The following is a 24,130-nucleotide window of genomic DNA, read 5'->3' as shown; positions in this document are numbered from 1 at the left end:
TGCAGCTGACAGGATGCAGCTAGCATGCATCGTCCTGTGATGCCTACGTGCCATGTTTGCAATGCATGGATGCGACATGCCACCCATGCATTGCATTCGACATCTGCGCGCAGGTGCGCTGCGCTCAGAGGATGTAGCGGCTCAGGTCCGGGTCCTGCACCAGCTCGCCCAGCTGGGCATCCACATAGGCCGCATCCACGGTGACGCTCTGGCCGTCGCGATCCGGCGCCTCGTAGCTCAGCACATCGAGCAGCCGCTCCAGCACCGTGTGCAGCCGGCGCGCGCCGATGTTTTCCTGCCGCTCGTTGACCTGCGCGGCGATCTCGGCCAGGCGCTCCACTGCATCGGCGCCAAAGCTCAGGTGCACGCCCTCGGTCTGCAGCAGGGCTTCGTACTGTTTGATCAACGCCGCCTTGGGCTCGGTGAGGATGCGCACGAAATCGGCCTTGGTCAGCGCGGTCAATTCCACCCGGATCGGGAAACGGCCCTGCAGTTCCGGAATCAGATCGCTGGGCTTGGCCAGGTGAAACGCGCCTGATGCAATGAACAGGATATGGTCGGTCTTGACCGTGCCGTATTTGGTGGACACGTTGGAGCCTTCCACCAGCGGCAACAGATCGCGCTGCACGCCTTCGCGGCTGACATCGCCGCCGCTGGAGCCGGCTTCGCCGCGCTTGGCCACCTTGTCGATTTCATCGATGAACACGATGCCATGCTGCTCGCAGGCTTCGATGGCCGCGGTGCGCACATCGTCTTCGTTGACCAGCTTGCCGGCTTCCTCTTCGATCAACAGCGGGCGCGCTGCCTTGATCGTGAGCTTGCGCTTTTGCGACTTGCCGCCACCGATGTTGGCGAACATCTGCCGCAGCTGCTGCCCCATTTCCTCCATGCCCGGCGGGGTCATGATGTCCATGCTGGCATTGACGGCCACTTCCAGCTCGATCTCGCGCTCGTCCAGCTCGCCGTTGCGCAGCATGCGACGGAACTTGATGCGGGTTTCGTTATCCTGCGACGAGGGCTCGTTGCGCGCCGCTTCCGGATCAAACCCAATCCCGGCCGCGCGGCGCGGCAGCAATGCATCCAGGATGCGATCTTCGGCACGCTCTTCGGCCTGGTTGCGCACGCGCACCTTGGCCTGCTCGCGATACAGCTTGACCGAGGTATCGGCCAGGTCGCGGATGATCTGCTCCACATCCTTGCCCACATAGCCGACTTCAGTGAAGCGCGTGGCTTCGACCTTGACGAACGGCGCATTGGCCAGCGTCGCCAGGCGCCGCGCGATCTCGGTCTTGCCCACGCCGGTGGGGCCGATCATCAGGATGTTCTTGGGCATCACTTCGTTGCGCAGCTCTTCCGGCAACTGCATGCGGCGCCAGCGGTTACGCAGCGCGATGGCAACCGCGCGCTTGGCGTCGTGCTGGCCAACGATATGACGGTCGAGCTCCTGCACGATTTCGCGCGGAGTCATGGTTGAAGTCTCGGGATTTGGCATTGGGGAATCGAGAATTGAGAAAGGGGAATTGCAAGGGCAAGATCAAGAGCCTGGGTCGACGACATGGGGACCAAACCGCTGTTGCGATTCCCGATTCCCCACTCCCGATTCACAGCTCTTCGACCACCACGTTGCGATTGGTATAGATGCAGATATCGCCAGCGATATTGATCGCTTCGGTGGCGATGGCCTTGGCATCCAGCTCGGTGTGCGCCAGCAGCGCGCGCGCGGCCGACAAGGCGTAGGAGCCGCCGGAGCCAATCGCGATGATGCCGTCTTCCGGTTCGATCACATCGCCGGTACCGCTGATGATCAGCGAGGTTTCCTTGTCGGCGACCGCGAGCAGCGCTTCGAGCTTGCCCAGGCGGCGCTCGGTGCGCCAATCCTTGGCCAGTTCCACTGCCGCGCGCGTCAGCTGGCCGTGCTTGTCGAGCTTGGCTTCGAACAATTCGAACAAGGTGAACGCATCGGCCGCCGCACCGGCGAAACCGGCCAGCACCTGACCCTCGCGCCCGAGCCGACGCACCTTGCGCGCATTGCCCTTCATGACCGTATGGCCAAGAGTGACCTGGCCATCGCCCGCGACGGCGACATGCCCACCCCGTCGAACCGAGATGATGGTGGTGGCGTGAACGATGTTGGGGTTCTGGCTAGGGTCCATGGATCCTCCGAGGGTTTCCAAGGAGGTGGGGACGCCACTGCCGGGTTCAAGCACGCTGCGACCAGCCGCCGCAGGCAGGTGTGGCGGCGCTCACTTGCGAGACAGCCACACGGTTGCGCGCGACCATGCAGGTCCACCTGCCGCAACGCATTACGGGGATCGCATCAACCCTAACGCCACCGTCCGCAAACCATGCGCAACGCGCAAGCCGCGCTGGCGCACGTACCCTCACCCCAACCCCCCTCCCGGCGGGAGAGGGGCGATCAGCGCGGTCGGAAGTGGCCGATGCGCTGGATGCGTGCAGTAGCTTGCTGCGTCTGTGGCGCTACGTCACGCACCGCACCGCGACGCTTCCTGCTTCCTCTACCTGCGTGCCGGCTGATTGCCTAGCACTCACTCTGCAGCCTTCTTGCGCCTGGCACGCGGATGCGCAGCATCGTAGACCTTGGCCAAGTGCTGGAAATCCAGATGCGTGTAGATCTGGGTGGTGGCGATATCCGAATGGCCCAGCAATTCCTGCACGCCGCGCAGATCGCCGGACGATTCCAGGATATGGCTGGCGAAACTATGGCGCAGCATATGCGGATGCACGTCCTTGAACATGCCCTGGCGCACGGCCAGTTGCTTGATGCGGATCTGCACTGCACGTTGCGAAATCGCACCGCCGGCGCGGCCAGGGAAGACGTGGCTGTCGGCGCTTGCACCACTGTCGCGCCGCCATTCGCGCAAGGCAGCGATTGCGTGCGAACCCACCGGCACCAGGCGCTGCTTGCTGCCTTTGCCGAGCACCATCACCAGGCCGCTGTCCAGGTCCAGGTCGCGCCAGCGTAATGCGCATAACTCGCTCAGGCGCAGCCCGGACGAATAGAACACTTCCAGCAGCGCGCGATCGCGCAGGCCTAGTGGCGCATCGGTCGGCACTTCCACCAGACGCACGGCTTCGTCGGCATCCAGCACTTGCGGCAACTTGCGCGGGGCTTTGGGCGCACGCAGCGCCGCCGCCGGGCTGGCCGAAATGCGGCCATGCTTGAGCAACCAGGCGTAATAACTGCGGCATGCCGACAGGCGGCGCTGCAGGCTCTTTGCCGACAGCCCGCGTCGATGCTCTGCCGCAACGAATTGCCGCAAATGCGCGCTATCGAACTGTGCAGGATCGCCAGGCACTGCAGCGTCCTGCGCGCCATCTGCGGTCGTCTGCTCCTCTGCCCAGGCAACCAGGGCAGCAAGATCGCGCCGATACGCATCCAGTGTGTGCGCCGATACTTGCCGCTCGACCTGCAGGTGCGTCAGGAACTCGTCGATCGATGACATGTCAGCGTTCCCGATGACGCGGCGTGATTGCCGTCATCTGCTTGCGCAGACAAGTGTGCAGCCAGCATGCGGACTGCGCGCCCTGCGATTGCAGACAGCACAGACAACCAACTGCCAGCACTTCACCCTCCCCGCCGCGGAAGCAGCGCCGCCACCAGCGGCCCCATGTCGCCAACCTCGGTACGCGCAGCCATGGGCCTCACGCGTCGAAGCGTTGCAGTGCCACGCTCAGCGATTCGCCCATCATGCGCAGGAACAGCGTGCCCATGCCGGGATAGAACCGGTTGGCATCGCTGCTGCCCACCGCGATCAGGCCGATGCCCGGCAGCGGCAGCAACGCGGTGGATTGCACCTGCCCTGCCTGTGCGCCGTAAAGCAGCGCGTGCTTTTCCGCTTGCAGGCGGCCACAAATGGGCTCGCCATCGTGAAGGCAATCGCGGAACGGGGCCAGGCGTGCATCGTCGATTGCAATGATCTGCAGCCAGTCCGCGTCCAGCGCATCGACAGGCGTGAGCAACACCAGCCGCACCAGTTCGCCGTTGAAATCTTCGGCCAGCGAGGCTGCCATCGCCTTGAGCGTGTCGGCCGCGCTGGTCTGGCGCATCAACGCAAGCGTGAGTTGATGCGTGCGCACCGCCAGCCGCTCGTTTTCCTGCGCATTGCTGCCGAGTTCGTGCAGGCGGCGCGACAGTTCGCGGTTCTTGTCGCGTAGCACTTCCAGCTGGTAGGTGGCCAATGAAGCGGTGGGACCGTCGTCGCGCGGCACCAGCAAGCTCACCGCCAGATCCGGGAACTGCTTGAGGAAGGTCGGGTGACGTCGCAGCCACGTGGCCACGTCGTGCGCGCCGAATTTGTCCGTGTTCTCGCTCATCGGTTCCACTCTCCATCGAAGACGAACACAGCCGGGCCGGACATCACCACCTGCTCCTGCTCGCCGGGCCAACGAATGCGTAAATCGCCACCGGGCAAGGACACCTGCATATCGCGCTCGACACGGCCGCGCTGCATCAACACCACCGCGGCCGCACAGGCGCCACTCCCACAAGCCAGCGTCTCGCCTACGCCGCGCTCGAACACGCGCAGGCGCACATGCGCAGGGTCGACCACCTGCACGAAGCCCACATTGACCGAATCGGGAAACGCCGCGTTCTGCTGCAGCAGCGCGCCCACCCGTTCCACCGGCGCTGCATCGACGCGACCGACTTCGACCACCGCATGTGGGTTGCCCATCGACACCGCGCCAAAGCGCACGGTCTCACCGTGCACCGGCAGCGCATATTCGTCGCGCGCATGCGCAAAGCCGGCCAGCGGAATCTGGGTGGGCTCGAATTGCGGGATACCCATTGCCACCGCGTAGCGGTCGCCGTCGAGGCGCTCGACCGCGTGCGCGGTCACTGGGCTGTCGATGATGAAGCGCTCGCCCTGGGCAGTGCCGTCGCGCACCAGCCAGGCGGCGACACAACGCGCGCCATTGCCGCATTGGCGCGCGGCCGAGCCGTCCGAATTCCAGATGCCGTAGGCTGCCACGGCACCTTCGCTGCGCGGCGCTTCGATGGTCAGGATCTGATCGCAGCCCACCCCGAAGTGGCGGTCGGCCAGCTGCGATGCCAATGCGGCATCCGGTGGCGGCGTACCGTCGCGCAGGTCCAGCACCACGAAGTCGTTGCCGGCGCCATGCATTTTGGTGAAACGCAGACGCCCGCTGCGACCGTCAGCGCTCATTGCCGCTGCTAGCGGGCTGGTCGGTGGTGGAAGCGGGCTTGGTGTCGCCATCCACCGGCGCAGGCGTGGATTGGTCCAGCGGTTGCGACGCATCCGCCGGCTGCGGCTGCGGCACCGGCTGGGCTTCCACCGGCACCGGCTTCTGCGGCATCACCAGCGGGCCCTTGTTGCCGCAGGCGGCAAGCAGGACAAAGGTCGCACCAACCAGTGCGAGGCGAACAGACGGTCGGGACATGATGCTCATGGGCCGAAGTATAGCCAGAACACCGTTATGGCCGTGCGCTCGCTGGCGCGCTGCGTTCAGTGCGCGCCCGGCAGCGGGCGCGGCGGTGGCTCGGGGCGCAACCACAGCCAGATCGCCACCACGGCCATGCTGCCGATCGACAGGCACTTGACCCAGAACACCGGCACGCACCACAGCATGATCGCGGCGCAGACCGTCATGGTCAGCGTCGCCATCCACTTGGCCTTGCGGCTGACTGCACGATAGGTCTGCCATTCCACGATCGCCGGGCCGAAGCGCGGATGCGACAGCAGCCAGTTGTGCAGGCGTTCGGAGCCACGCGAGGCCGCCCAGGCAGAGATCAAAATGAAGACCGTCGTCGGCAGCCCCGGGACGAAGATCCCGACGATGCCGGTGGCCAGGCTGGCGTAGGCCAGCAACCACCAGGCCCAGCGGAATCGAGTCGGTCGCGTCATGCGCAAATGATACGGCCAGCGCTGCGGTTTGGTGCGTCGGCCCTGCAGCGATGCCGGCCCACGCCGTCCGCTCCAACCAATCCCGCATCCCGACTCCCCAATCCCGGCCTTCCAGCTACTTCACGCCCAACTGGTCCAGCACGAACGCATACGACTCGGCCAACTCGCGGTAGCGGCGGAAGCGACCGGATTTGCCGCCATGCCCGGCTTCCATATTGGTGCGGAACACGATCGGCTGGGTGCCGGTGTTGTCGTCGCGCAGCTTGGCCACCCACTTGGCCGGCTCCCAGTACTGCACCTGCGAATCCCACAGGCCGGTGCCCACGAACAGGGCCGGGTACGCCTGCTTGCGCACGTTGTCGTAAGGCGAATACGACAGCATGTAGTCGTAGTAATCCTTGGTTTCCGGGTTGCCCCACTCGTCGTATTCGTTGGTGGTCAGCGGAATGCTGGCGTCGAGCATGGTGGTGACCACATCGACAAACGGCACCTGCGCGACCATCACCCGATAGTCCTGCGGCGCCATATTGGCCACCGCGCCCATCAACAGGCCGCCCGCGCTGCCACCGGACGCAGCGACGCGGTCCTTGGCGGCGTAACCCTGCGCGACCAGGCCACGGGTCACATCGATGAAGTCGTTGAAGGTGTTCTTCTTGTGCAGCAGCTTGCCGTCGTCGTACCACTGCCGACCCATTTCCTGGCCGCCGCGGATGTGCGCGATGGCATACACCACGCCGCGATCCAGCAGGCTGATCGCCGGCAGATTGAATGCCGGGTCCATCGACATGCCGTAACTCCCATACGCGTACTGAAACAGCGCTGCGCTGCCGTCCTTCTTGAAGCCTTTTTTGTACACCAGCGACACCGGCACCTTGACCCCGTCGCGCGCCGTCACCCACACGCGCTCGGTCACGTACTTGCTGGCGTCGTAGCCGAGCACCGGTTGCTGCTTGAGCAACCTGCGTTCGCCGGTCTGCGTATTGAGCTCGTAGGTGGTCGCCGGCGTGGTCAGCGAGGTGTAGCTGTAGCGCAGCCAGGGGGTGTCTGGCTCGGAGTTGACCGAAAGCCCCATCGAATAGGCCGGTTCATCGGCCTTGACGTACTCATGGCTGCCCTCGCGCTTGAGCAAGCGCACACGCTCCAGTCCGCCGGAACGCTCTTCGATGGCGGTGAAGCCGTCGAACAACGCGAAGTTTTCGATGTAGACGTTGTCCTCGTGCGCTACCCAATCGGTCCACTGCGTGCGTGTGCTCGCATCGGTGGGCGCAGTGACCAGCTTGAAGTTCCTGGCGCCGTCGGCATTGGTGCGAATCACCCAGCGGCCATCGAAATGGTCTGCGTGGCACTCCACATCGCGCTCGCGTTTGGCCAGCACCTTGAAGCTGTCCGGCTTGGCGGCCAGCGCATAGCGGGTTTCCGAAGAGACCGTGCTTTCGACCTCGATGGTGATGTACTTGTCGTCGCGGGTGCGGCCAATGCCCATGTAGAAGCTGTCGTCCTTCTCTTCGTACACCAGCACATCGTCCTTGGACGGCGTGCCGAGCACATGTTTTTTCACGCGCACGGTGAGCAGCGTTTCCGGGTCGTTTTCGACATAGAACAACGTCTTGTTGTCGTCGGTCCATACCACATTGGCCGAGACGCCTTCCACGGTGTCCGGATAGAGTTCGCCAGTCTCCAGGTTCTTGAAGCGGATGGTGTATTGCCGGCGGCCAACGGCATCGTCGGCCCAGGCGAGGATGCGATTGTCCTGGCTCACCGCGGCATCGCCCACGCTGAAGTAGCCCTTGCCCTGCGCCATCTGGTTGACATCGAGCAGGATTTCTTCCGGCGCCTCCATGCTGCCCTTGCGGCGCGCCTGGATCGGATAATCCTTGCCGGTTTCGAACCGCGTGTAATACCAATAGCCGCGCTCGCGGTACGGCACGCTGGCATCGTCCTGCTTGATGAGCCCGACGATCTCGGCATACAGCGCTTCTTCCAATGGTTTCAACGGCGCCATCACCGTGTCGGTGTAGGCATTCTCGGCGTTGAGATACGCCAGCATCGCCTTGTCTTCGCGCTTGTCGTCGCGCAACCAGTAATAGTCGTCGTTGCGGGTCGCACCGAACGGCGCCTTGACCACATGCGGGCGTTTGGCGACCTCTGGCGGCGACGGAACGGCGGCGAAGGCAGGGGATGTGGTCATCAGGCTGGCGATCAGAAGAGTGAGGACGGGCTTCATCAGATTGGGGGCCATTGGATGAACGCAATGCCATCCCAGCGCCCGAGTGTGGAAGAGCCCGTCGCCGAGCGTCATGTGTCCTAGGTCATGCTGGTCTATCATCGAACCAATGGATTGCTCACTTCCGTACGCAGGCGGCTATAGCCGCCGCAGCCAGGACATCGCCCCGTTTCATGTCATGTCGCTGCTGGCACGCGCCAACGCGCTCGAACAGGCTGGCCACGACGTGATCCACCTGGAAATCGGCGAGCCCGATTTCACCACTGCCGCGCCGATCGTCGCTGCCGGCCAGGCGGCGTTGGCAGCCGGCCACACCCGCTACACCGCCGCACGCGGGCTGCCGGCGCTGCGCGAGGCGATTGCCGGCTTCTATGCGCAGCGTTATGGCTGCCGCATCGACCCTGAGCGCATCCTGGTCACGCCCGGCGGTTCGGGCGCGTTGCTGCTGGCCAGCAGCCTGTTGGTGGACCCAGGCAAGCACTGGCTGCTTGCCGACCCGGGCTACCCCTGCAACCGCCACTTTCTGCGTCTGGTCGAAGGCGCCGCGCAATTGGTTCCGGTCGGCCCGGACAGCGATTATCAATTGACTCCTGCGCTGGTGGAGCGCGCCTGGAACGCCGACAGCGTGGGCGCCCTGGTGGCCTCGCCGGCAAACCCCACCGGCAGCGTGCTGTCGCGCACGCAACTGGCTGCGCTTTCGCAGACGTTGCATGCGCGCGGTGGCCATCTGGTGGTGGACGAGATCTATCACGGCCTGACCTACGGCCTGGACGCCCACAGCGTGCTGGAGGTGGACGACAGCGCCTTCGTCTTGAACAGTTTTTCCAAGTACTTCGGCATGACCGGCTGGCGGCTGGGCTGGCTGATCGCACCGCCCGACGCGGTGCCGGAACTGGAAAAGCTCGCGCAGAATCTGTACATCAGCGCCTCGACGATTGCCCAGCACGCCGCACTGGCCTGCTTTACGCCCGAGAGCATCGCCATCTTCGAAGCGCGCCGCGTCGAATTCCAGCAGCGTCGCGATTACCTGCTACCAGCCTTGCGGGCGCTGGGATTCGACAGTGCCGTCGAACCGCAAGGCGCGTTCTACCTCTACGCCGACATCAGCCGGTTTTCTGAAGATGCGCAGGCGTTTTGCGCGCACTTTCTTGAAACCGAGCATGTTGCGTTTACGCCAGGCATCGATTTCGGCCACTACCGCGCCAACCAGCATGTACGCATTGCCTACACCCAAAGCCTGCCGCGGCTGGAACAGGCGGTGGAACGGATTGCGCGTGGGTTGACGCGGCTGTAGGTCGTCATCGTGTCTCCGCAATGTACCCCTGGCAGGGTCCTGGCCGGAGCACCGCATCGTTTGCCTGAAAGACCGCGCGCAAAGTCGTCTAAGTGCGCCAGTCGGGGCGCTGCAATCGTTCGACGCGATAGAACCGGTCGATAGCGCTTGTCGTGCGCAATGCGATTGTCGGCAAGGCCACAGCCTCGATCAACCTCGACAGTTCTGTTTGTTTACGACGTTCAACGATCGCAATATGGCGCAGCATTGCCCAGGTGACCTGATTCTTGCCGCCTTCCAGCGCACCGTAACGGTAAGGCTCGCACCAGCTTCGCCTCAGATAGCGCAGCACGCTGACGATGGTTGGAACATCCAACACGATAACGCCGGTGGCTCGCGCCAGACGCTGCGCAAGACAGCCGAGATAGTTGCCGTCCATCACCCACCGCTCCTTGGCGATTGCGGTGCAGTGGAGTGCCATGAAGTCCTGCCTGGGCCGAGGCGTCCAGGCGGTATTGGGCAGGTGATGCAACTGATCCAGATGCACCGGCACGCAATCGCGCGCCTGCGCGATCGCCTGCGCCATCGTGGATTTGCCGCTATTGGAAGGCCCGAGAATGCAGATCCGTGGACCGAGATCATCCAGTTGCATTGCGCCGCTCCAGACACTGCCAATGCCACTCATCGCAAATGCTCCGGCCCGCTGTGCAATGCCAGCGGGCCGGTATCGATCAACGCAGTGCAACCATTACTGATGACTCAGTCGGCCAAGCGCTCCCACAGGAAGCTGTAGGCCAGCGCGGCCATATGCGCGGCCTGCGCGTTATTGGCCGCACCACCGTGGCCGCCTTCGATGTTCTCGTAGTAGGTCACGTCCTTGCCGGCCTCGATCATCTTGGCGGCCATCTTGCGCGCGTGGCCGGGATGCACGCGGTCGTCGCGCGTGGAGGTCAGGAAGATCACCGGTGGGTAGGTCTTCTTCGGGTCGAACAGGTGGTACGGCGAGAAGGTCTGGATGAAGGTCCAGTCGTCGGTGTCCGGGTCGCCGTACTCGGCCATCCACGAGGCGCCGGCCAGCAGGTGGCTGTAGCGCTTCATGTCCAGCAGCGGCACCTGCACGACCACCGCGCCGAACAGTTCCGGATACTGGGTGAGCATGTTGCCGGTCATCAGGCCGCCATTGCTGCCGCCCTGCACGCCCAGATGCTTGGTCGAGGTGATCTTGCGCGCCACCAGATCCTTGGCCACCGCGGCCATGTCTTCATACGCCTTGTGGCGGTTCTGCTTGAGCGCGGCCTGGTGCCAGCGCGGGCCGTATTCGCCACCGCCGCGGATATTGGCCACCACGTAGACGCCGCCCTTCTCAAGCCACGCGCGTCCCAGGCCACCGGAGTAATTGGGCGTCATCGAGATCTCGAAACCGCCGTAGCCGTACAGCAAGGTCGGCGCGCTGCCATCGAGCTTCAAGGCCTTCGGGCGTACCAGGAAATACGGCACGCGGGTGCCGTCCTTGCTGGTGGCGAAGTGCTGCTCGATGGTGTCCTTGCCGGCATCGAAGAACGCCGGCATGGTCTTGAGCGGCTGCGGCGCAGCGCCCACCTCCACCCACGACAAGGTGGTGGGGGTCAGGTAATCGGTGACGGTGAGCCACAGCGCATCGCTGTCGTCGCTGTCCACCGCACCGACATCCACCGTCCCGAAGCTCGGCGCACCGACGAATGCGCTCTTTTTCCAGCCATCGCGCGAAGGCGTGATCACGCTCAGACGGTTCTTGACGTCGTCAAGCACGTTCAACACCAGATGCGACTTGGTCCACGCCATGCCGGCCAGCGAGGTGGTGTCGGTGGGCTCGAACAACACATCGAAGTTGCGCTTGCCGGCCATGAAATCGTCGAAACGCGTGGCCAGCAAGGTGCCGGGCTTGTAGGTCTTGCCAGCTACCGTCCACGGTTCGCGCAGCTCCAGCGTCAGCCACTGGCGCTTGACCGACTTGCTGGCCGAATTGGGCACGTCCACCTTGACCAGCGTGCCGTCGGCGCCCTTGAGATACAGCTCGTCGTTGTAGAAGGCCAGCGTACGGCTGACGAAATCGCGCTCGAAGCCGGGGGTGTCGTCATGCATGGCCGCGATGTACATATCGGTCGGCTTGCCTTCGTACACCACGCTGGCGGCAGTCAGTGGCGTGCCGCGCTTCCATTGCTTGGCGATACGCGGGTAGCCGGAGCTGGTCATGCTGCCGGCACCGAAATCGGTGAACACGTAGACGGTGTCCCGGTCGATCCAGCCCAGCCCGCCCTTGGACTCGGGGCGGAAAAAGCCGTCCTTGACCCATTGCTTGCTGCCCAGATCGAACTCGCGCGTGACATCGGCATCGGCACCGCCGCGCGACAATGCGATCAGGCAGCGCTGGTAGTCCGGGCGCAGGCAGTCGGCACCGTGCCACACCCAGTTTTCGCCTTCGGCCTTGTTGAGCGCATCCAGGTCCAGCACCGTTTCCCACTTGGGCGAAGCCTTGCGGTACTCGTCCAGCGTGGTGCGCCGCCACAGGCCGCGCTCGTGCTGCTTGTCCTTCCAGAAGTTGTAGTAGAACGCGCCGATCTTCTGCACGCCGGGAATCTTGGCGTCCGAATCCAGCACTTCGCGGATGCTGGTTTCCATCTGCTTGAACGCCGGCGTGCTGGCCAGGCGCGCCTCGGTCTTGGCGTTCTGGGCCTTGACCCAGTCCAGCGGCTTGGCGCCGGTGACATCTTCCAGCCAGGCGTAGGGATCGTTGGACACGGGGGGTTCCTCTGCAGAGACGGCGCCAGCGGTGATCAGGCCGGCAACCAGGCAGATCGAGGCGAACTTGGACATGAATGTTTCCGGAAAAACGAATGCCCGGAACGTAGCACAGCGCCCCACCGGCCAACCCTGCCGAAGGTCAGGCTGCGCGCGCCTGTGTCGCCGTACGCGAAGCACTGCGCCGGCGCTGGGCCTGCGGGCCACGCCGCCGGGGCGCACCACGGCGCGCGCTACGCGCTGCTAAAGACGGCAGGGCGAACCGGTGCAGGCTCCACCATGCCAGCATCGGCATGCCGACCAACCACAGCGGCAACCAGCCGATCCACTCGCTGCTGCCGCGCGCGGCCGGCCAGACCAGCACCAGGGCCAGCCCGGCCAGGGCGAGCTGCCGCACCGGGCGCAGCACGCGCGGGTCGGGACGTTCGGAACGGGAAGCAGGGCGATGCGACATGGCGGCACTCCGTGGCAGGAAGGATCACAACAGGCGCGCAGGATTGCCGCAGCCCATCTCACAGGCTGCGACCTTGACGCGGGCATCTGCGGGGCGCGGTTAGGGCGCCTGCCCACGCGCGCCACGGGCCTCCACGCGTGCTGCTGACCACTGCGACGTCGGCGCCCGGCAACCCGCACGCGGCACAGGGCCGAGGCAACTTGGCGGAGCCAGCCGGCCGCGGCGCCAGCGCCTGATCCGGACCCGCAAGCCGGCCCCGGCCGCCCGGCGTCTGCCGCAGAGTCCCCGGCCGCCGATGCCAGGCCCGACCGTTGACGCGAACTTGCCCCCTGCATGCGGTAGTGTGCTGCTCCGATTGCCTCTTTGTGATGTTGCGATGCGCCTGACCGTTACGATCGCCCTCGCTTTTCTGCTCGTCCTCGGCCTGCCCGTGGCGCATGCCAAGGACACGCCCGCCACGGAGCCGGCAATCGATCTGTCCAAGATCATGGGCACCTGGTACGTGATTGCGCGCATGCCCAACGCGGTCGAGCGTGGCCACGTCACCAGCCGCGACGAATACACCCTGGTCGAAGACGGAAAGGTGGCGGTGCGCTATCTGTACCGCGACGGGTTCGGCGAACCGGAAAAGGAAGTCAATGCGCGCGCTTCGGTGGATGCCGACAGCGGCAACCGCGACTGGCGGGTGTGGTTCTACAAGGTCATCCCGGCCAAGCAGCGCATCCTGGAAATCGCCCCCGACGGCTCATGGATGCTGATCTCCTACCCCGGCCGCGACCTGGCCTGGATCTTCTCGCGCAAGCCGGACATGAGCCGCGACCAGTACCGCATGCTGGTCAACAAGATGCGCGACGACTATTCCATCTATACCGACAAACTCAAGCGGGTGCCGCAGCTGCGCGAGCAGGTGGACCGCCTGGGCTTTGAAGTGCCGAACAAGCGTTAGCGCGATCGAACGTCATCCCCCGGGAGGTATGGCATGAAGGTCCAGTACTTGGAGATCGTGACACACGACCTGGAGGCGGTCTGCGCCGCCTATGCGGTGCAGGGCGCCGAATTCGGCGAGCCGGTGCCCAAACTGGGCAACGCCCGCACCGCAAACCTGGCGGGCGGCGGCCTCGTCGGTGTTCGCGCACCGCTGCGCGAGTCGGAACGGCCTGTTGTTCGCCCATACTGGCGCGTCGAAGACATCGAGTCGGCGGTTTCGGCCATCGTGGAGGCAGGCGGCACGGTCGCAGTCCCACCGATGGAACTTCCCGGCCGGGGTCGATGTGCCATCTACCTGCTCGGTGGAAACGACCACGGCCTATGGCAGCTGTAGCGCCTGTGATCGCGCCTGTCGCGCGGCCTGACAATGCGTCCAGGCCGACGCCGCTTCGCGGCTAACTCAGGTGCCAGGGGGACCATGCCGGAACAGACGACCACTGACAGCAGAGGCCTGGTCGTTCGAGTCGGCACGCGTGTCCAAGTCCTGCATCTCCACCATTCCACTGTCCGCCGCCTGCCGCAACTGGAACGAGATCGCCTTTGTCTTGATGGTCGGCGACACATTCGAGGTTTACGAGGTGGATCGGTGGGGACAGGCCTGGGTCGAGAAGCAGTGGCATCAGGGTGAGGATCTGGTTGACTCCCACTCCTTGGGCTTGGAGCCGCAGCAGATGCTCGCGGTGCAGGATGGGGCCTGACGCGTGATAAGGCCGAACCCGCTTCGCAACCTGGCTTGACTCAGGCCTTGGGCCTGGTCGACCGCATCTGCGCCGACCAGGCCCGATGCGTCTTCCAGACGCGTGCACGTGCCTGCCGCGACCGCGGCCCTGTTCACTGCGTCGCCTGTCTGCCAGGCTCAGTCGTAATTGCTCAGCGCCAGCGACAACAACGCCTTGGCCTGCTCGCGCAGCGACATGGGCTCGACAATCTCTGCGTCCGAGCCGTAGTGCAGCACGTCCATCAGCAGTTCGCGCGAATTGCTGTAGGGCAACTTGAGCTCGTAGCGGCCATCGGGCAGAAAGCGGCCCTGCTGCTTGGAATGCCAATGTTCGTCGGCAACCCAGCGCGCGGCCTTGGAGCTGAAAACGATGGTCGCCCACCCCTTCGGCGCCCCGGAAAAAATGCCGTAGCTGGCGGCAAGCTGCTCGTCCAGTTCGCTGTCGGGCACATCGCGCGGCGCCGCATCGAGCAGACGCGCGTGGTTGATGCGGTCCACCGCAAAGCTGCGCACGCCGTCGCGCCCGTGATCCCACGCGTCCAGATACCAGTTGTCGCGGTAATGGGTAATGCGTTGCGGCGACACCGTCCGCTTGGTCGATTCGTCGGTGGAACGCGCACGGTAGTCGAAGCTCAGCTGCTTGCGCTCCAGCACGCCGGAGGCCACGGTGCGGAAGCTGGCTTCGTCCAGCTTGCGGCCGCGGTGTGGAATGACCCGCACCCGATCCACCGGCCATTGCGAGACGCCGGCCTGCGCAGCCAGCAGTCCTTCGATGCGCTGCTGCAGCGGTGCCAGCATCGAAGACAACACTCCGCCGCCAGTGCGCGCGAGCAGCTGTTGCGAAGCCAGCAGCGCGTGCAGTTCTTCCGAACTCAGCCACAGGCCGGGCAATTCGAAGCGGTCGCTTTCGCCGGAGAGATAGCGAAAGCCCGATTCGCCGTCGCCTTCCACCGGTGCCATCAGCGCGTCGCGCAGAAACGCCAGATCGCGATAGACAGTGGCACGGGAACAGCTCAGCTCATCCTGCAGCCGCGCCACCGTGACCGGGTAGCGTGCCGATTTGAGCAAGCGATGCAGGGAGTTGATGCGTTCGTAGCGGTCCATGGGCCGATTATGTCCGAGTCTTTGCGCGGTGGGGTGAGCATCGCGCTGCGACGGCAGACCGATAGCGGCAAGCGCCTGGCGGATGTGCGACCCAGCGGCTGTTGGGTTGGTCGCAACTTCACAGCGTGCCGGCGCGGCGCGAGTGTTCACCAGGCCGTTGGTTGGAAGGCACTGCCGGCAGCACCTGCACGCGGCGCAGTCGGGTCGCTCGGGCTCCTGCCCCGCAGCGGGCCGCAAGCCCCGATGACATCGCCAAACCGCCTGCCATGCGCACGCGCGCCCAGGCAGGTGGCTGCGGTCTACGCCAGGCACAGCCCAGAGCCACTCTTATTTCGCTACAACGCGACCTCGCAGGTCACCTCGGTGACTCCAATCGCTTCGGCCACATCGCCCACCGTCCTCGGATCGGCGTCGCGGTGGCGCCATCGCAGGCGCGGAACCGGCCCAGGCCGCTTGCGGCGCCCAACCGGCAATGAAGCGGATATTCACTTGGCGATGACGTCACCGCACAGTCCGTTATCATGAAATCGCTTCCACCCCTCTCCCGCCTTGCAAAGCGAGCTGCCCATGTCCCGCCGTGTCCCGTTGTCTGCCCTGTTGCCGCTGATGTTGATCACGCCCTCCGTCTGGGCCCAGGCAGTCGCACCGGCGCCGACAGACCCGTCCGCCGTGGTGCTGCCGTCGCCGTGGAGCGGCAGCAGCGGCGAGCTCGGCTACGCAGCGGCACATGGCAACAGCACCACCGACAGCCTCAACGGCCGCGTGCGCCTGCGCTACACCGACGGCGACTGGATCCATAGCCTGGATGCCACCGCGTTGCGCTCGAGCTCGGAGTACACCAACACCAACGACGACGGCAGCACCACGCGCGAGCGCCAGACCACCGCCGAGCGTTACACCGGCAGTGTCGGCAGCGCCCTGCAGCTGGGCGAACACCGCCAGCTCACTGCCACCGGCCGCTACGAACACGACGACTTCGCCACCTACGACCGCCTGGCCACCTTCGGTATCGGCTATGGCACGCGCCTGATCGACGCCGACCGCTTCTATCTGGATGCGCAGGTGGGCCCGGGTGTGCGTCGCGCGCACAACAGCGACGAAGACCGTAACGAAACCGGCCTGATCGGCCGCGGCCTGTTCGACCTGAAGTACACCGTCACCGACAACACTGATCTGATCAACACGCTGTTGGTGGAATCGGGCGAGTACAACACCTATGCGCAAAACGATTTCGGCGTGCAGGTCAGCATGAACTCGCACTTTGCGTTGAAGGCGGCGTGGCAGATGCGCCACAACAGCGACGTCAGCGACGGCGACAAGAAGACCGACACGCTGACCACGGTCAATCTGGTCTACACGTTCAAGTAAGCCGTGCCAGCGGCATTGCCGCACCAACGCACTGCGCCGGTGACCGACGACGTACCGCGCACTTGCAGGCGCGGCGCCGGCCGTGAGGGGCTTTCCCGATAAAGCCGCTCGCGGCCAGGTCCGCTCCTACGAACAGCGCAATCTTTGCAAGGCGGGCCCGCAACGTGGCGGTCAATCGGGCCATACGTTCGACAACCCAACCGCGCCCTGTAGGAGCGGCGCCCGCCGGACAAATCTACCCGGGCCGGCGGTCGATCGGTCAGAGGCTCGAATCCGCAACCGCACCTTGTAGAAGCGGACCTGGCCGCGAGAGGCTTTCCCGATAACGCCTCTTGCGGCCAGGTCCGCGCCTACCAGGCAGGTGCCTGTTTCCAGACCCGGATTACAGCTCGGCCAGCAGCTGCGCGGCACCCTTGTCGAACAGGCCTTGCGCAACGCGGCGGCCGAGGTCTTCGGTCGCTTCGGCGCTGCCGTGCGCCTCGGCGTGGATCAGGCGGCCGTCGCTGGCGCTGCCGACCATGCCCTGCAGGAACAAACCCTGCCCTTCCCAGCGCGCGAAGGCGGCCACCGGCACATGGCAGCTGCCGTGCAGGGCGCGATTCATGGCCCGCTCGGCTTCCACGCAGGCACGCGTGCGGCCGGCATCCAGCACCGACAGCAGGCGGTGGATGCGTGCGTCGTCGCCACGGCATTCCACCGCGACCGCGCCTTGCGCAGGCGCCGGCAACCATTCCGGCGCGTCCAGCCGCGCGCTGATGCGCCCTTCCAACCCCAGCCGCTGCAGGCCGGCGCAGGCCAGCACGATGGCGTCGTAGCCGCCGTTGTCGAGCTTGGCCAGCCGCGTGTTGACGTTGCCGCGCAGGTCGATCAATTCCAGGTCCGGGCGCGCGGCACGCAACTGCGCCTGGCGACGCAACGAGGAGGTGCCCACGCGCGCGCCCAGCGGCAGCGCCTGCAGGCTGGCATAGAGATTGGACACCAGCGCATCGGCCGGGTCGCCACGCTCCAGGATGGCCGGCAGCACGAATGGCTCGTCCAGTTCCATCGGCACATCCTTGAGCGAATGCACCGCGCAATCGGCTTCGCCGCGCAACATCGCCAGCTCCAGCTCCTTCAGGAACAGACCCTTGCCGCCGATCGCGGCGAGCGAACGGTCCAGCACTTCGTCGCCGCGGGTGCTCATCGGCACCAGCACGACCTCCAGGCCGGGATGATGTTGACGCAGCGCGGCGGCGACGTGTTCGCTCTGCCAGAGGGCAAGCGGGCTTTTGCGAGTGGCGATTCGGAGCGTGGTCATGCCGGCATTATCCCGGAGCCGGCACCGAACTCACAGTTGCCGTAATTGATCGCGCAGGCTGGCCACGCAGCGACGACTCACTTCCAGGGTCTGCGGCACGTTGCGCAGCACCGCGTGGACCTGGCCGTCGCCGCTGCGGCGCAGTTCCACCAGCTCATCGCGGGCGACCAGACAATTGCGATGGATGCGCACCAGGCGGTCGGCGAATTCGTCTTCCAGCGACTTCAGCGACTCTTCGATCAGGTCCTCGCCACGCGTGTGATGGACGATGACGTATTTCTCTTCGGCCTGCAGGTAGCGAATGTCGCCGATGGCGATCAGCCGCAGGCTGCCGCGCAGGCGTGCGCACAGATGGGTGCGCAGCGGCCTGGGCGCGGTGCCGGGCACGCGGCCGGCCAGGAAGGTGGCGACTTTCTCCAGTGCAGACGCCAGGCGTTCCGGGCGCACCGGTTTCATCAGGTAATCCAGCGCGGCCGCGTCGAACGCCGACAAGGCATGCTGGTCGTAGGCGGTGCAGAACACCACCACCGGCGGCGGCTGGCTTTGCCGCAGCAGGCGCGCAGTTTCCAGGCCGTCGACGCCGGGCATGGCGATGTCAAGCAGCACCAGGTCCGGGTGCAGATGTTCGCATTGCTGCAGCACTTGCTGGCCGTTTTCGGCCTCGCCGATCACCTCGACCTGCGGATGCTCGCCCAGCAGCATGCGCAGGCGCTCGCGCGCCAGTGGCTCGTCATCGGCGATCAGCACCCGCACTTGCGTGGCCGTCATGGACTCCCCCTCGCTGCAGTGACTTTCCCCTCACGGCAGCGGCAATGTGATCTCGCAGGCATAGTAGCCTTCAGCCCAGCTGGCCGCCATCCGTGCACCGGCGCCGAACTGGAACGCCAACCGGTGCGAGATGCTGGCCTGGGCATGCCCGGCGCCGGCCAGCAGCGGCAACTGGGTGCCGGGCTGCGGCGCCGGGTTGACGATGCGGATCTGCAGCTGGTTGCCGCGCTGACGCAGCGACAGGTACAGCGTACCGCCCTTCGGGCATGCGCGAAACGCCATGCAGTACCGCATTTTCGACCAGCGGCTGCAGCACCAGCCGTGGCATCGGCAATTCCCACGGCAACGGTTCCTGGCGGTGCCAGCGTACTTGCAGGCGCTCGCCCAGGCGCAGCGATTCGATCGCCAGATAGCGTTCGGCCAGTTCGCATTCGGCACGCAAGGTGGACACGCCCTCGCCGGCGCCCAGGGCGGCGCGGAACAGATCCGACAGGTCCAGCACCGCCTGCTCGGCCACCGCCGGATCGCGCCGCAGCAGGCTGGCGATGAGGTTCATGCTGTTGAACAGGAAATGCGGGCGGATGCGCGCCTGCAGGGCATCGGCCTCGGCGCGCGCATTGGCCTGCACCTGCGCTTCCCAGCGGTCGCTGACATAGAAGTAGCGCAGCGCCAGCGCAGTGATCAGCACCACCGTGGCCGCACTGCCGAGCGTGAACCGCCAGAAGCCGACCCGCGCGCCCAGCGGTACCTGCCCGAGCGCCGCATACAGGCCATGCACGATGCCGGCACCGAGCATCGCCACCACGGCAGCGATCAGCAAGGCGCTCAGCCCGCCCAGCCGTGGCGGCAATCGCGACAAGGTGGGGCGCAACACGCACAGCAGCACGGTGACCGCCAACGCCAGCCACAGCGCCAGGCCGCTGGCGGAAAGGAACCGCGACAACGTGATGCTGCGCGCGGCGCCGGCATCGGGGACCAAGGTCACCACCAGCACCACCAGCTCGGCCAGGCCCAGCATCGCGCCCAACCGCGGCAGCCGGCACAGGTCCGGCATCCAGGCGATCTGCGGTGCGCGCTGGGCCATGGGCTCAGGCAGCGGTGAAGCGTGCCTGCAGCCAGTCGCGCAAGGCCTCGATCTCTTCCAGGCAGACCTGGTGGCCCATCGGGTAGGTGTGCCAATCCAGTGCGAAGCCCAGCGTGCGCAAGGTCTGCATGCTGGCCTGGCCGGCCGCGAACGGCACCACCGGGTCGGCCGTGCCATGGGCCATGAACAGCGGTTGGCGCAGGGCAGCCGGCTGCAACTGGCTGGCGGCCGCGGCCGGATCCGGCAGATAGGTGGACATGGCGATCAGCCCGGCCAGCGGCACGCTGCGCTGCAGGCCAACGGCCAGGGTCACGGCGCCGCCTTGCGAGAAGCCGGCCAGCAGGATGCGCTCCGGCGCGATGCCGCGGCCCTGCTCATGGGCGATCAAGGCTTCGACCTGGGCTACCGATTCGGCGATGCCGGCCTTGTCGGCGCGCTGGGCGAAATCCATGCCGACGATGTCGTACCAGCCGCGCATGCGCATGCCGTTGTTGATGGTGATCGGGCGGATTGGCGCATGCGGGAACACGAAGCGCAGCGCAGGCCACTGCGGGCGTACCAGCTCGGGCACCGTCGGGGCGAAATCGCTGCCATCGGCGCCCAGGCCATGCAGCCACAGCACGCTCCATTGCGGGTTCGGTCCGGTCTCGCGTTCGATCACTTCCAGCATCATCCAGCTCCGCTTGCGGGCTGGGCATTATGCCTTGCGCGAGGGATGGGCCAGATCAGCTGGCGCCAGAGGCTCGAGGCCCGCCGATCGCCACCGGCCTGCCGCATGCGATGCCGCCACAGCGCCGGCCACCGAGGCCAGCGCCGATGCACGCTCAGATCAGCGACGGTTCCAGCGCGGCGGCGCGGCGCAATTCGGAGGCACGCACCAGCACCTTGGGCGGGTCGAGCTCTTCGGGAATGCAGAAGATGCCGGCGCGGCGTAGCGCCATGCCGCTGCGACGCAGCGAGGTCAGCGCCACCACCGGGATCGACAACGCCATGCCGACGATCACCGGCCCCATCCAGGCGGCCAGCGCCGGCGAGACCGCGTAGGCCACCGCACCCATGAACAGGCCGAACACGGTCAGGCCGCCATAGCTGCGAAACAGCGCCGGCCACGACAGCTTGCCGTCGTCGCGCACCTGCGCATCCCAGCCCGAATCCTTGCCCGCCAGCACCTCGAACACACCGCGCGACTGCAGGTACATCACCACCGGCGCCATCAGGGCGGCCAGCACGGTCTCCAGCAGGATGCTCACCGCAGCGCGGAAGGCACCGCCGCAGGCGCGCAATTCGCGCGGATTGAGCAGCAGCGCGATGTAGCCGAGCAGCTTGGGCGCCAGCAGCACGAACATGGTGCAGACGAAGATCCAGATCGCATTGCCCTGGCTGCTGCCGTGCCAGTAACGGGCGGGCGAGAACGGCAGGTCGCCGGCCAGGTCGATACCGCCGCCGGCCAGTGGAATGCCGATGCCGATCAGCATCAACAGGCCCCACATAGGTGCGGTGAAGTAATGCCCAATGCCGATCAGCATGTGCATGCGGCTGATCCAGTGCAGGCCCTTGGCGCTCACCACCTTGGCGTGCTGCAGGTTGCCCTGGCACCAGCGGCGGTCGCGGATCAGCAGGTCGGTCAGCGTGGGCGGGCCTTCTTCGTAGCTGCCCTGCAGGTACGGCACCATGTGCATGGCCCAGCCGCCGCGCCGCATCAGCGCCGCTTCGACGAAGTCGTGGCTGAGCACATGCCCGCCGAACGGTTTGCGCCCGCGCAGCGATGGCAGGCCGGCGTGATCGGCAAAGGCCTGGGTGCGGATGATGGCGTTATGGCCCCAGTAGTTGCTTTCTGCGCCGTGCCACCAGGCCACGCCGAAGGCGATGATCGGCCCGTACACGCGCCCGCCGAACTGCTGCATGCGGGCGAACAGCGTCTGGCCGTTGACCACTGCCGGCAGGGTCTGGATCAGGCCCACGTCCGGGTTGTTTTCCATGCCGGCGACCAGCCGCACGATGGTGTCGCCGGTCATCACGCTGTCGGCGTCCAGGATCAGCATCTGCGGGTAGCTGCCGCCGAAGCGGCGCACCCAGTCGGCCACGTTGCCGGCCTTGCGCGCGGCGTTGTCGGCACGGCGTCGGTAGAAAATGCGGCCGTGCCCGCCGACGCGGTCGCACAACTCGTTGTAGACCAGCTCTTCGGCGCGGCCGATATGCTCGCGGGTGGTGTCGCTGAGCACGAAGAAATCGAAATGCTCCAGCTGGCCGGTCTCGGCGACCGATTCGTAGATGGCCTGCAGGCCAGCCAGCAGCCGGCGCGGGTCTTCGTTGTAGGTGGGCATCAGCAACGCGGTGCGCGAGCGCAGCGTGGGCAGGGGTTGCTCCGGGTCGATGCCGAGCTTGCGGCCGGCGCGCGCCACCACGGTGACGAAGCCAGCCACGGCGCTGGCGAAGGACATGGCGATCCAGGCGAACAGCAGCACGAACAGGCCGAGCAGGCAGCCTTCCAGCACGCTGATGCCGTCGGGCCACAGCACGCTGAGCATCACCCATACGGCGATGGCGGTGGTGGCGAAGGTGCCGCCGATCAAATAGAAGCGGCGCACGCCGATGCCGGGCGGCGAAGTGCGCTGGTGGCGCACCTGCAGGTGACCTTCGCGCAAGTTCTGTTCGGGCATCGCCAGCGGTGCTTCCGGCGGCAGCGTGGGCGTGCCGGCATCGAGGGCGGAAACGGGGGGCATTGCAGTCGTTATCGGGGAAGGAGTCACGGTGCCATCCATCAGGGCTGCCCGTCGCGCGAGGACGACAGTGCGGGCTGACACGGGGGGTCCATCCCCGCCATGCAGTGCGATGTTGCCTGGCACGCAGCCGGTCGGGCGAGCCCGACGCTGTAAGACCAAGACGCTCTGAAACCACTCCGATGCACAATTTCTCCTGGCTGCAAACTCACCTCGCAGCTCATCCTAAAGAATCGACCGTTAAAGGAACGAACGCCGCGTACGGTCTTCGTCCTCCCCCACGAGGACCGCGCGGCAGACTACGCCGCACCGACCGAACGCAACCCCAACAGATTGCAGCCTAGCGCAGACGCTGTCACGGCCGCTGGCTGGGCCATCCTGCTGGAGAACTGCAATTGGTGTGCCATGACGTGCAATCGGTTGCAGCGACGGGGCTTTGGCGGTGCGCTGTGCCGATGCGTTCGAAGGGTTGGGGCAAGAGATTGGTTGGTCGCTCTAAATCGCTTGGGGCACTGTGGAGTTCCAGCCATTGCGGTGGTCGGACGCACTCAAGGCCTGCGGCAACCGCGTGATTGGTCGAGTCTGCGGCGTCCGTACCGCTCCAGACAGTTGATCGATGGCCAGGAAAGCGGCTCGTCGCACGTGGCCTTTGTTTGCTGATGCAACAGCTTGATCAAGGGATCGATGAACGCCGTTTCAGGACATTCGGTTGGAGCGGGCGATACGTTGACAACCCAACATGTCCTGCTTGCCCATACCGTACGCACCGACCAACACGACCGGCCCCTGCCCGCCCACCGTCGCGGGACCCTTGGCGGCATGGATGCCGCCACGGAGCTTGCAGGGACGTACTTGCAGCGTGTCCTGCGATGGTGGGTGGGCAAGGGCCCTGCAGCAATGCGCAGGCTCGCCTGGTGACAGCTTCACTATTGGCGCCAGGCAGCCACCTCCAGATGCGGAGCGTTCGCGTGTGCGAGCGCTCGGCGATCTTCAAGCCTGCCGTGTCGCGTGCGCCGTGCCGATTCAAACACGGCATGTCGCTATGGCACACGCCGCATTGCGCCAGGGCAGCCGCCCTGGTCCTGGCGCAATGGCGGTGTGCGCCGGTCTTACTTGCGTGCCGCCGCGCTGGCATCGCGGGTGGCGCGGAATTCCGAATCCTGGCTCCAGTTCGGCCACTGGCGCGAGTCGGCCAGCTGCTGGCCCAGTGCATACAGCACGCCCAGATCGCGGGCGGCGCCGGCGAAGGTCCAATCCGGCTTCCATTCGTCGCCTTGCTGGTGATAGCGCTTGGCGGTGTAGTCGTCGGCGGCCGCCTTTCCTGCCGCCACGCCGCCCACTTCCCAATCCTGGCCGGCTGCATACGACAGCGCCGGTACACCGCGCTTGGCGAAGGAGAAGTGATCGGGTAATCCCCCCGCCCATTAGCAGACGCCAGAAGTGGAATTTTCTCGTCCCCTTTCCCGAGGA

Annotated in this window: 19 protein-coding genes and 4 pseudogenes; 5 read left to right on the top strand and 18 right to left on the bottom strand. The window is 65.8% G+C overall.

Annotated elements, in window-relative coordinates; genetic code table 11:
* Window positions 1-124: 124 nt before the first annotated feature.
* The 8 genes from hslU to ACCQ00_RS03290 all read right to left on the bottom strand — a co-directional run bounded on the left by hslU (window position 125) and on the right by ACCQ00_RS03290 (window position 8,109).
* Window positions 125-1,492, bottom strand: a complete 1,368-nt coding sequence (gene hslU, locus ACCQ00_RS03325) for an ATP-dependent protease ATPase subunit HslU (protein ID WP_039568072.1) — start codon at window positions 1,490-1,492, stop codon at window positions 125-127.
* Between the two features lie 109 nt (window positions 1,493-1,601).
* On the bottom strand, window positions 1,602-2,153 hold the full coding sequence (gene hslV, locus ACCQ00_RS03320; RefSeq protein ID WP_039568074.1) for an ATP-dependent protease subunit HslV: 552 nt from the start codon (window positions 2,151-2,153) through the stop codon (window positions 1,602-1,604).
* A 393-nt stretch (window positions 2,154-2,546) separates the two neighbouring features.
* A complete protein-coding gene (xerC, locus tag ACCQ00_RS03315) occupies window positions 2,547-3,464 on the bottom strand; it encodes a tyrosine recombinase XerC (RefSeq protein WP_039568075.1) in 918 nt (305 codons plus the stop codon).
* 199 nt (window positions 3,465-3,663) lie between these two features.
* The gene (locus tag ACCQ00_RS03310; protein WP_017155425.1) at window positions 3,664-4,335 is read right to left on the bottom strand and encodes a DUF484 family protein; all 672 of its coding nucleotides are present in this window, start codon (window positions 4,333-4,335) and stop codon (window positions 3,664-3,666) included.
* On the bottom strand, window positions 4,332-5,186 hold the full coding sequence (gene dapF / locus ACCQ00_RS03305) for a diaminopimelate epimerase (protein ID WP_017155426.1): 855 nt from the start codon (window positions 5,184-5,186) through the stop codon (window positions 4,332-4,334). Before dapF ends, ACCQ00_RS03310 begins: the two co-directional genes overlap by 4 nt.
* Window positions 5,176-5,430, bottom strand: a complete 255-nt coding sequence (gene lptM, locus ACCQ00_RS03300) for an LPS translocon maturation chaperone LptM (RefSeq protein ID WP_017155427.1) — start codon at window positions 5,428-5,430, stop codon at window positions 5,176-5,178. The genes dapF and lptM overlap by 11 nt, the downstream gene beginning before the upstream one ends.
* 56 nt (window positions 5,431-5,486) lie before the next feature.
* Window positions 5,487-5,885 (bottom strand): YbaN family protein, encoded by a 399-nt coding sequence (locus ACCQ00_RS03295; protein WP_039568076.1) that lies wholly within the window; start codon window positions 5,883-5,885, stop codon window positions 5,487-5,489.
* Window positions 5,886-6,000: 115 nt separating this feature from the next.
* Window positions 6,001-8,109 (bottom strand): S9 family peptidase, encoded by a 2,109-nt coding sequence (locus ACCQ00_RS03290; protein WP_372354064.1) that lies wholly within the window; start codon window positions 8,107-8,109, stop codon window positions 6,001-6,003.
* Between the two features lie 109 nt (window positions 8,110-8,218).
* Here ACCQ00_RS03290 and ACCQ00_RS03285 point away from each other — a divergent pair, with 109 nt between their 5' ends.
* The gene (locus ACCQ00_RS03285; RefSeq protein ID WP_039568077.1) at window positions 8,219-9,403 is read left to right on the top strand and encodes a pyridoxal phosphate-dependent aminotransferase; all 1,185 of its coding nucleotides are present in this window, start codon (window positions 8,219-8,221) and stop codon (window positions 9,401-9,403) included.
* A gap of 289 nt (window positions 9,404-9,692) precedes the next feature.
* Here the strand turns inward: ACCQ00_RS03285 and ACCQ00_RS03280 are convergent.
* The 3 genes and pseudogenes from ACCQ00_RS03280 to ACCQ00_RS03270 form a co-directional block, all read right to left on the bottom strand.
* A pseudogene (locus tag ACCQ00_RS03280) lies at window positions 9,693-9,968 on the bottom strand (P-loop NTPase family protein); the annotation flags it as partial.
* A gap of 173 nt (window positions 9,969-10,141) precedes the next feature.
* A complete protein-coding gene (locus tag ACCQ00_RS03275) occupies window positions 10,142-12,235 on the bottom strand; it encodes a prolyl oligopeptidase family serine peptidase (protein ID WP_039568079.1) in 2,094 nt (697 codons plus the stop codon).
* 67 nt (window positions 12,236-12,302) lie between these two features.
* Entirely contained in the window at window positions 12,303-12,614 is a 312-nt protein-coding gene (locus ACCQ00_RS03270) for a hypothetical protein (RefSeq protein ID WP_039568080.1), read from the bottom strand.
* Window positions 12,615-12,990: 376 nt separating this feature from the next.
* On the opposite strand from ACCQ00_RS03270, the gene ACCQ00_RS03265 reads away from it, so the two are divergent.
* From ACCQ00_RS03265 to ACCQ00_RS03255, 3 genes and pseudogenes are all read left to right on the top strand, one after another.
* The gene (locus tag ACCQ00_RS03265; RefSeq protein ID WP_017155433.1) at window positions 12,991-13,560 is read left to right on the top strand and encodes a lipocalin family protein; all 570 of its coding nucleotides are present in this window, start codon (window positions 12,991-12,993) and stop codon (window positions 13,558-13,560) included.
* Window positions 13,561-13,593: 33 nt separating this feature from the next.
* On the top strand, window positions 13,594-13,935 hold the full coding sequence (locus tag ACCQ00_RS03260) for a VOC family protein (RefSeq protein ID WP_039568082.1): 342 nt from the start codon (window positions 13,594-13,596) through the stop codon (window positions 13,933-13,935).
* An 84-nt stretch (window positions 13,936-14,019) separates the two neighbouring features.
* A pseudogene (locus ACCQ00_RS03255) lies at window positions 14,020-14,299 on the top strand (hypothetical protein).
* 158 nt (window positions 14,300-14,457) lie between these two features.
* Here the strand turns inward: ACCQ00_RS03255 and ACCQ00_RS03250 are convergent.
* Window positions 14,458-15,423: a helix-turn-helix transcriptional regulator gene (locus tag ACCQ00_RS03250; protein WP_005916857.1), complete on the bottom strand. Its 966-nt coding sequence runs from the start codon at window positions 15,421-15,423 to the stop codon at window positions 14,458-14,460.
* Between the two features lie 567 nt (window positions 15,424-15,990).
* On the opposite strand from ACCQ00_RS03250, the gene ACCQ00_RS03245 reads away from it, so the two are divergent.
* Entirely contained in the window at window positions 15,991-16,791 is an 801-nt protein-coding gene (locus ACCQ00_RS03245; RefSeq protein WP_039568085.1) for a DUF481 domain-containing protein, read from the top strand.
* Between the two features lie 382 nt (window positions 16,792-17,173).
* Here ACCQ00_RS03245 and hemC read toward each other — a convergent pair whose 3' ends face one another.
* From hemC to ACCQ00_RS03215, 6 genes and pseudogenes are all read right to left on the bottom strand, one after another.
* On the bottom strand, window positions 17,174-18,088 hold the full coding sequence (gene hemC, locus ACCQ00_RS03240; RefSeq protein ID WP_039568092.1) for a hydroxymethylbilane synthase: 915 nt from the start codon (window positions 18,086-18,088) through the stop codon (window positions 17,174-17,176).
* Window positions 18,089-18,118: 30 nt separating this feature from the next.
* Entirely contained in the window at window positions 18,119-18,856 is a 738-nt protein-coding gene (locus ACCQ00_RS03235) for a LytR/AlgR family response regulator transcription factor (protein WP_022558196.1), read from the bottom strand.
* Window positions 18,857-18,886: 30 nt separating this feature from the next.
* Window positions 18,887-19,940 (bottom strand): annotated as a pseudogene (locus ACCQ00_RS03230) (sensor histidine kinase).
* Between the two features lie 4 nt (window positions 19,941-19,944).
* Window positions 19,945-20,613, bottom strand: coding sequence for an alpha/beta hydrolase (locus ACCQ00_RS03225; RefSeq protein WP_039568100.1), 669 nt, complete (start codon window positions 20,611-20,613; stop codon window positions 19,945-19,947).
* Between the two features lie 151 nt (window positions 20,614-20,764).
* Window positions 20,765-22,663: a glucans biosynthesis glucosyltransferase MdoH gene (gene mdoH, locus ACCQ00_RS03220; protein ID WP_236493370.1), complete on the bottom strand. Its 1,899-nt coding sequence runs from the start codon at window positions 22,661-22,663 to the stop codon at window positions 20,765-20,767.
* 1,106 nt (window positions 22,664-23,769) lie between these two features.
* Window positions 23,770-24,066, bottom strand: a pseudogene (locus ACCQ00_RS03215) (M28 family peptidase); the annotation flags it as partial.
* Window positions 24,067-24,130: the final 64 nt, after the last annotated feature.

The organism is Xanthomonas sp. NCPPB 3761 (genome assembly GCF_041475705.2).
In the GTDB taxonomy this organism is placed as follows: domain Bacteria; phylum Pseudomonadota; class Gammaproteobacteria; order Xanthomonadales; family Xanthomonadaceae; genus Xanthomonas; species Xanthomonas phaseoli.
The sequence above is the reverse complement of the archived record's forward strand: the minus strand, read 5'-3'. Positions and strand labels throughout refer to the sequence as shown.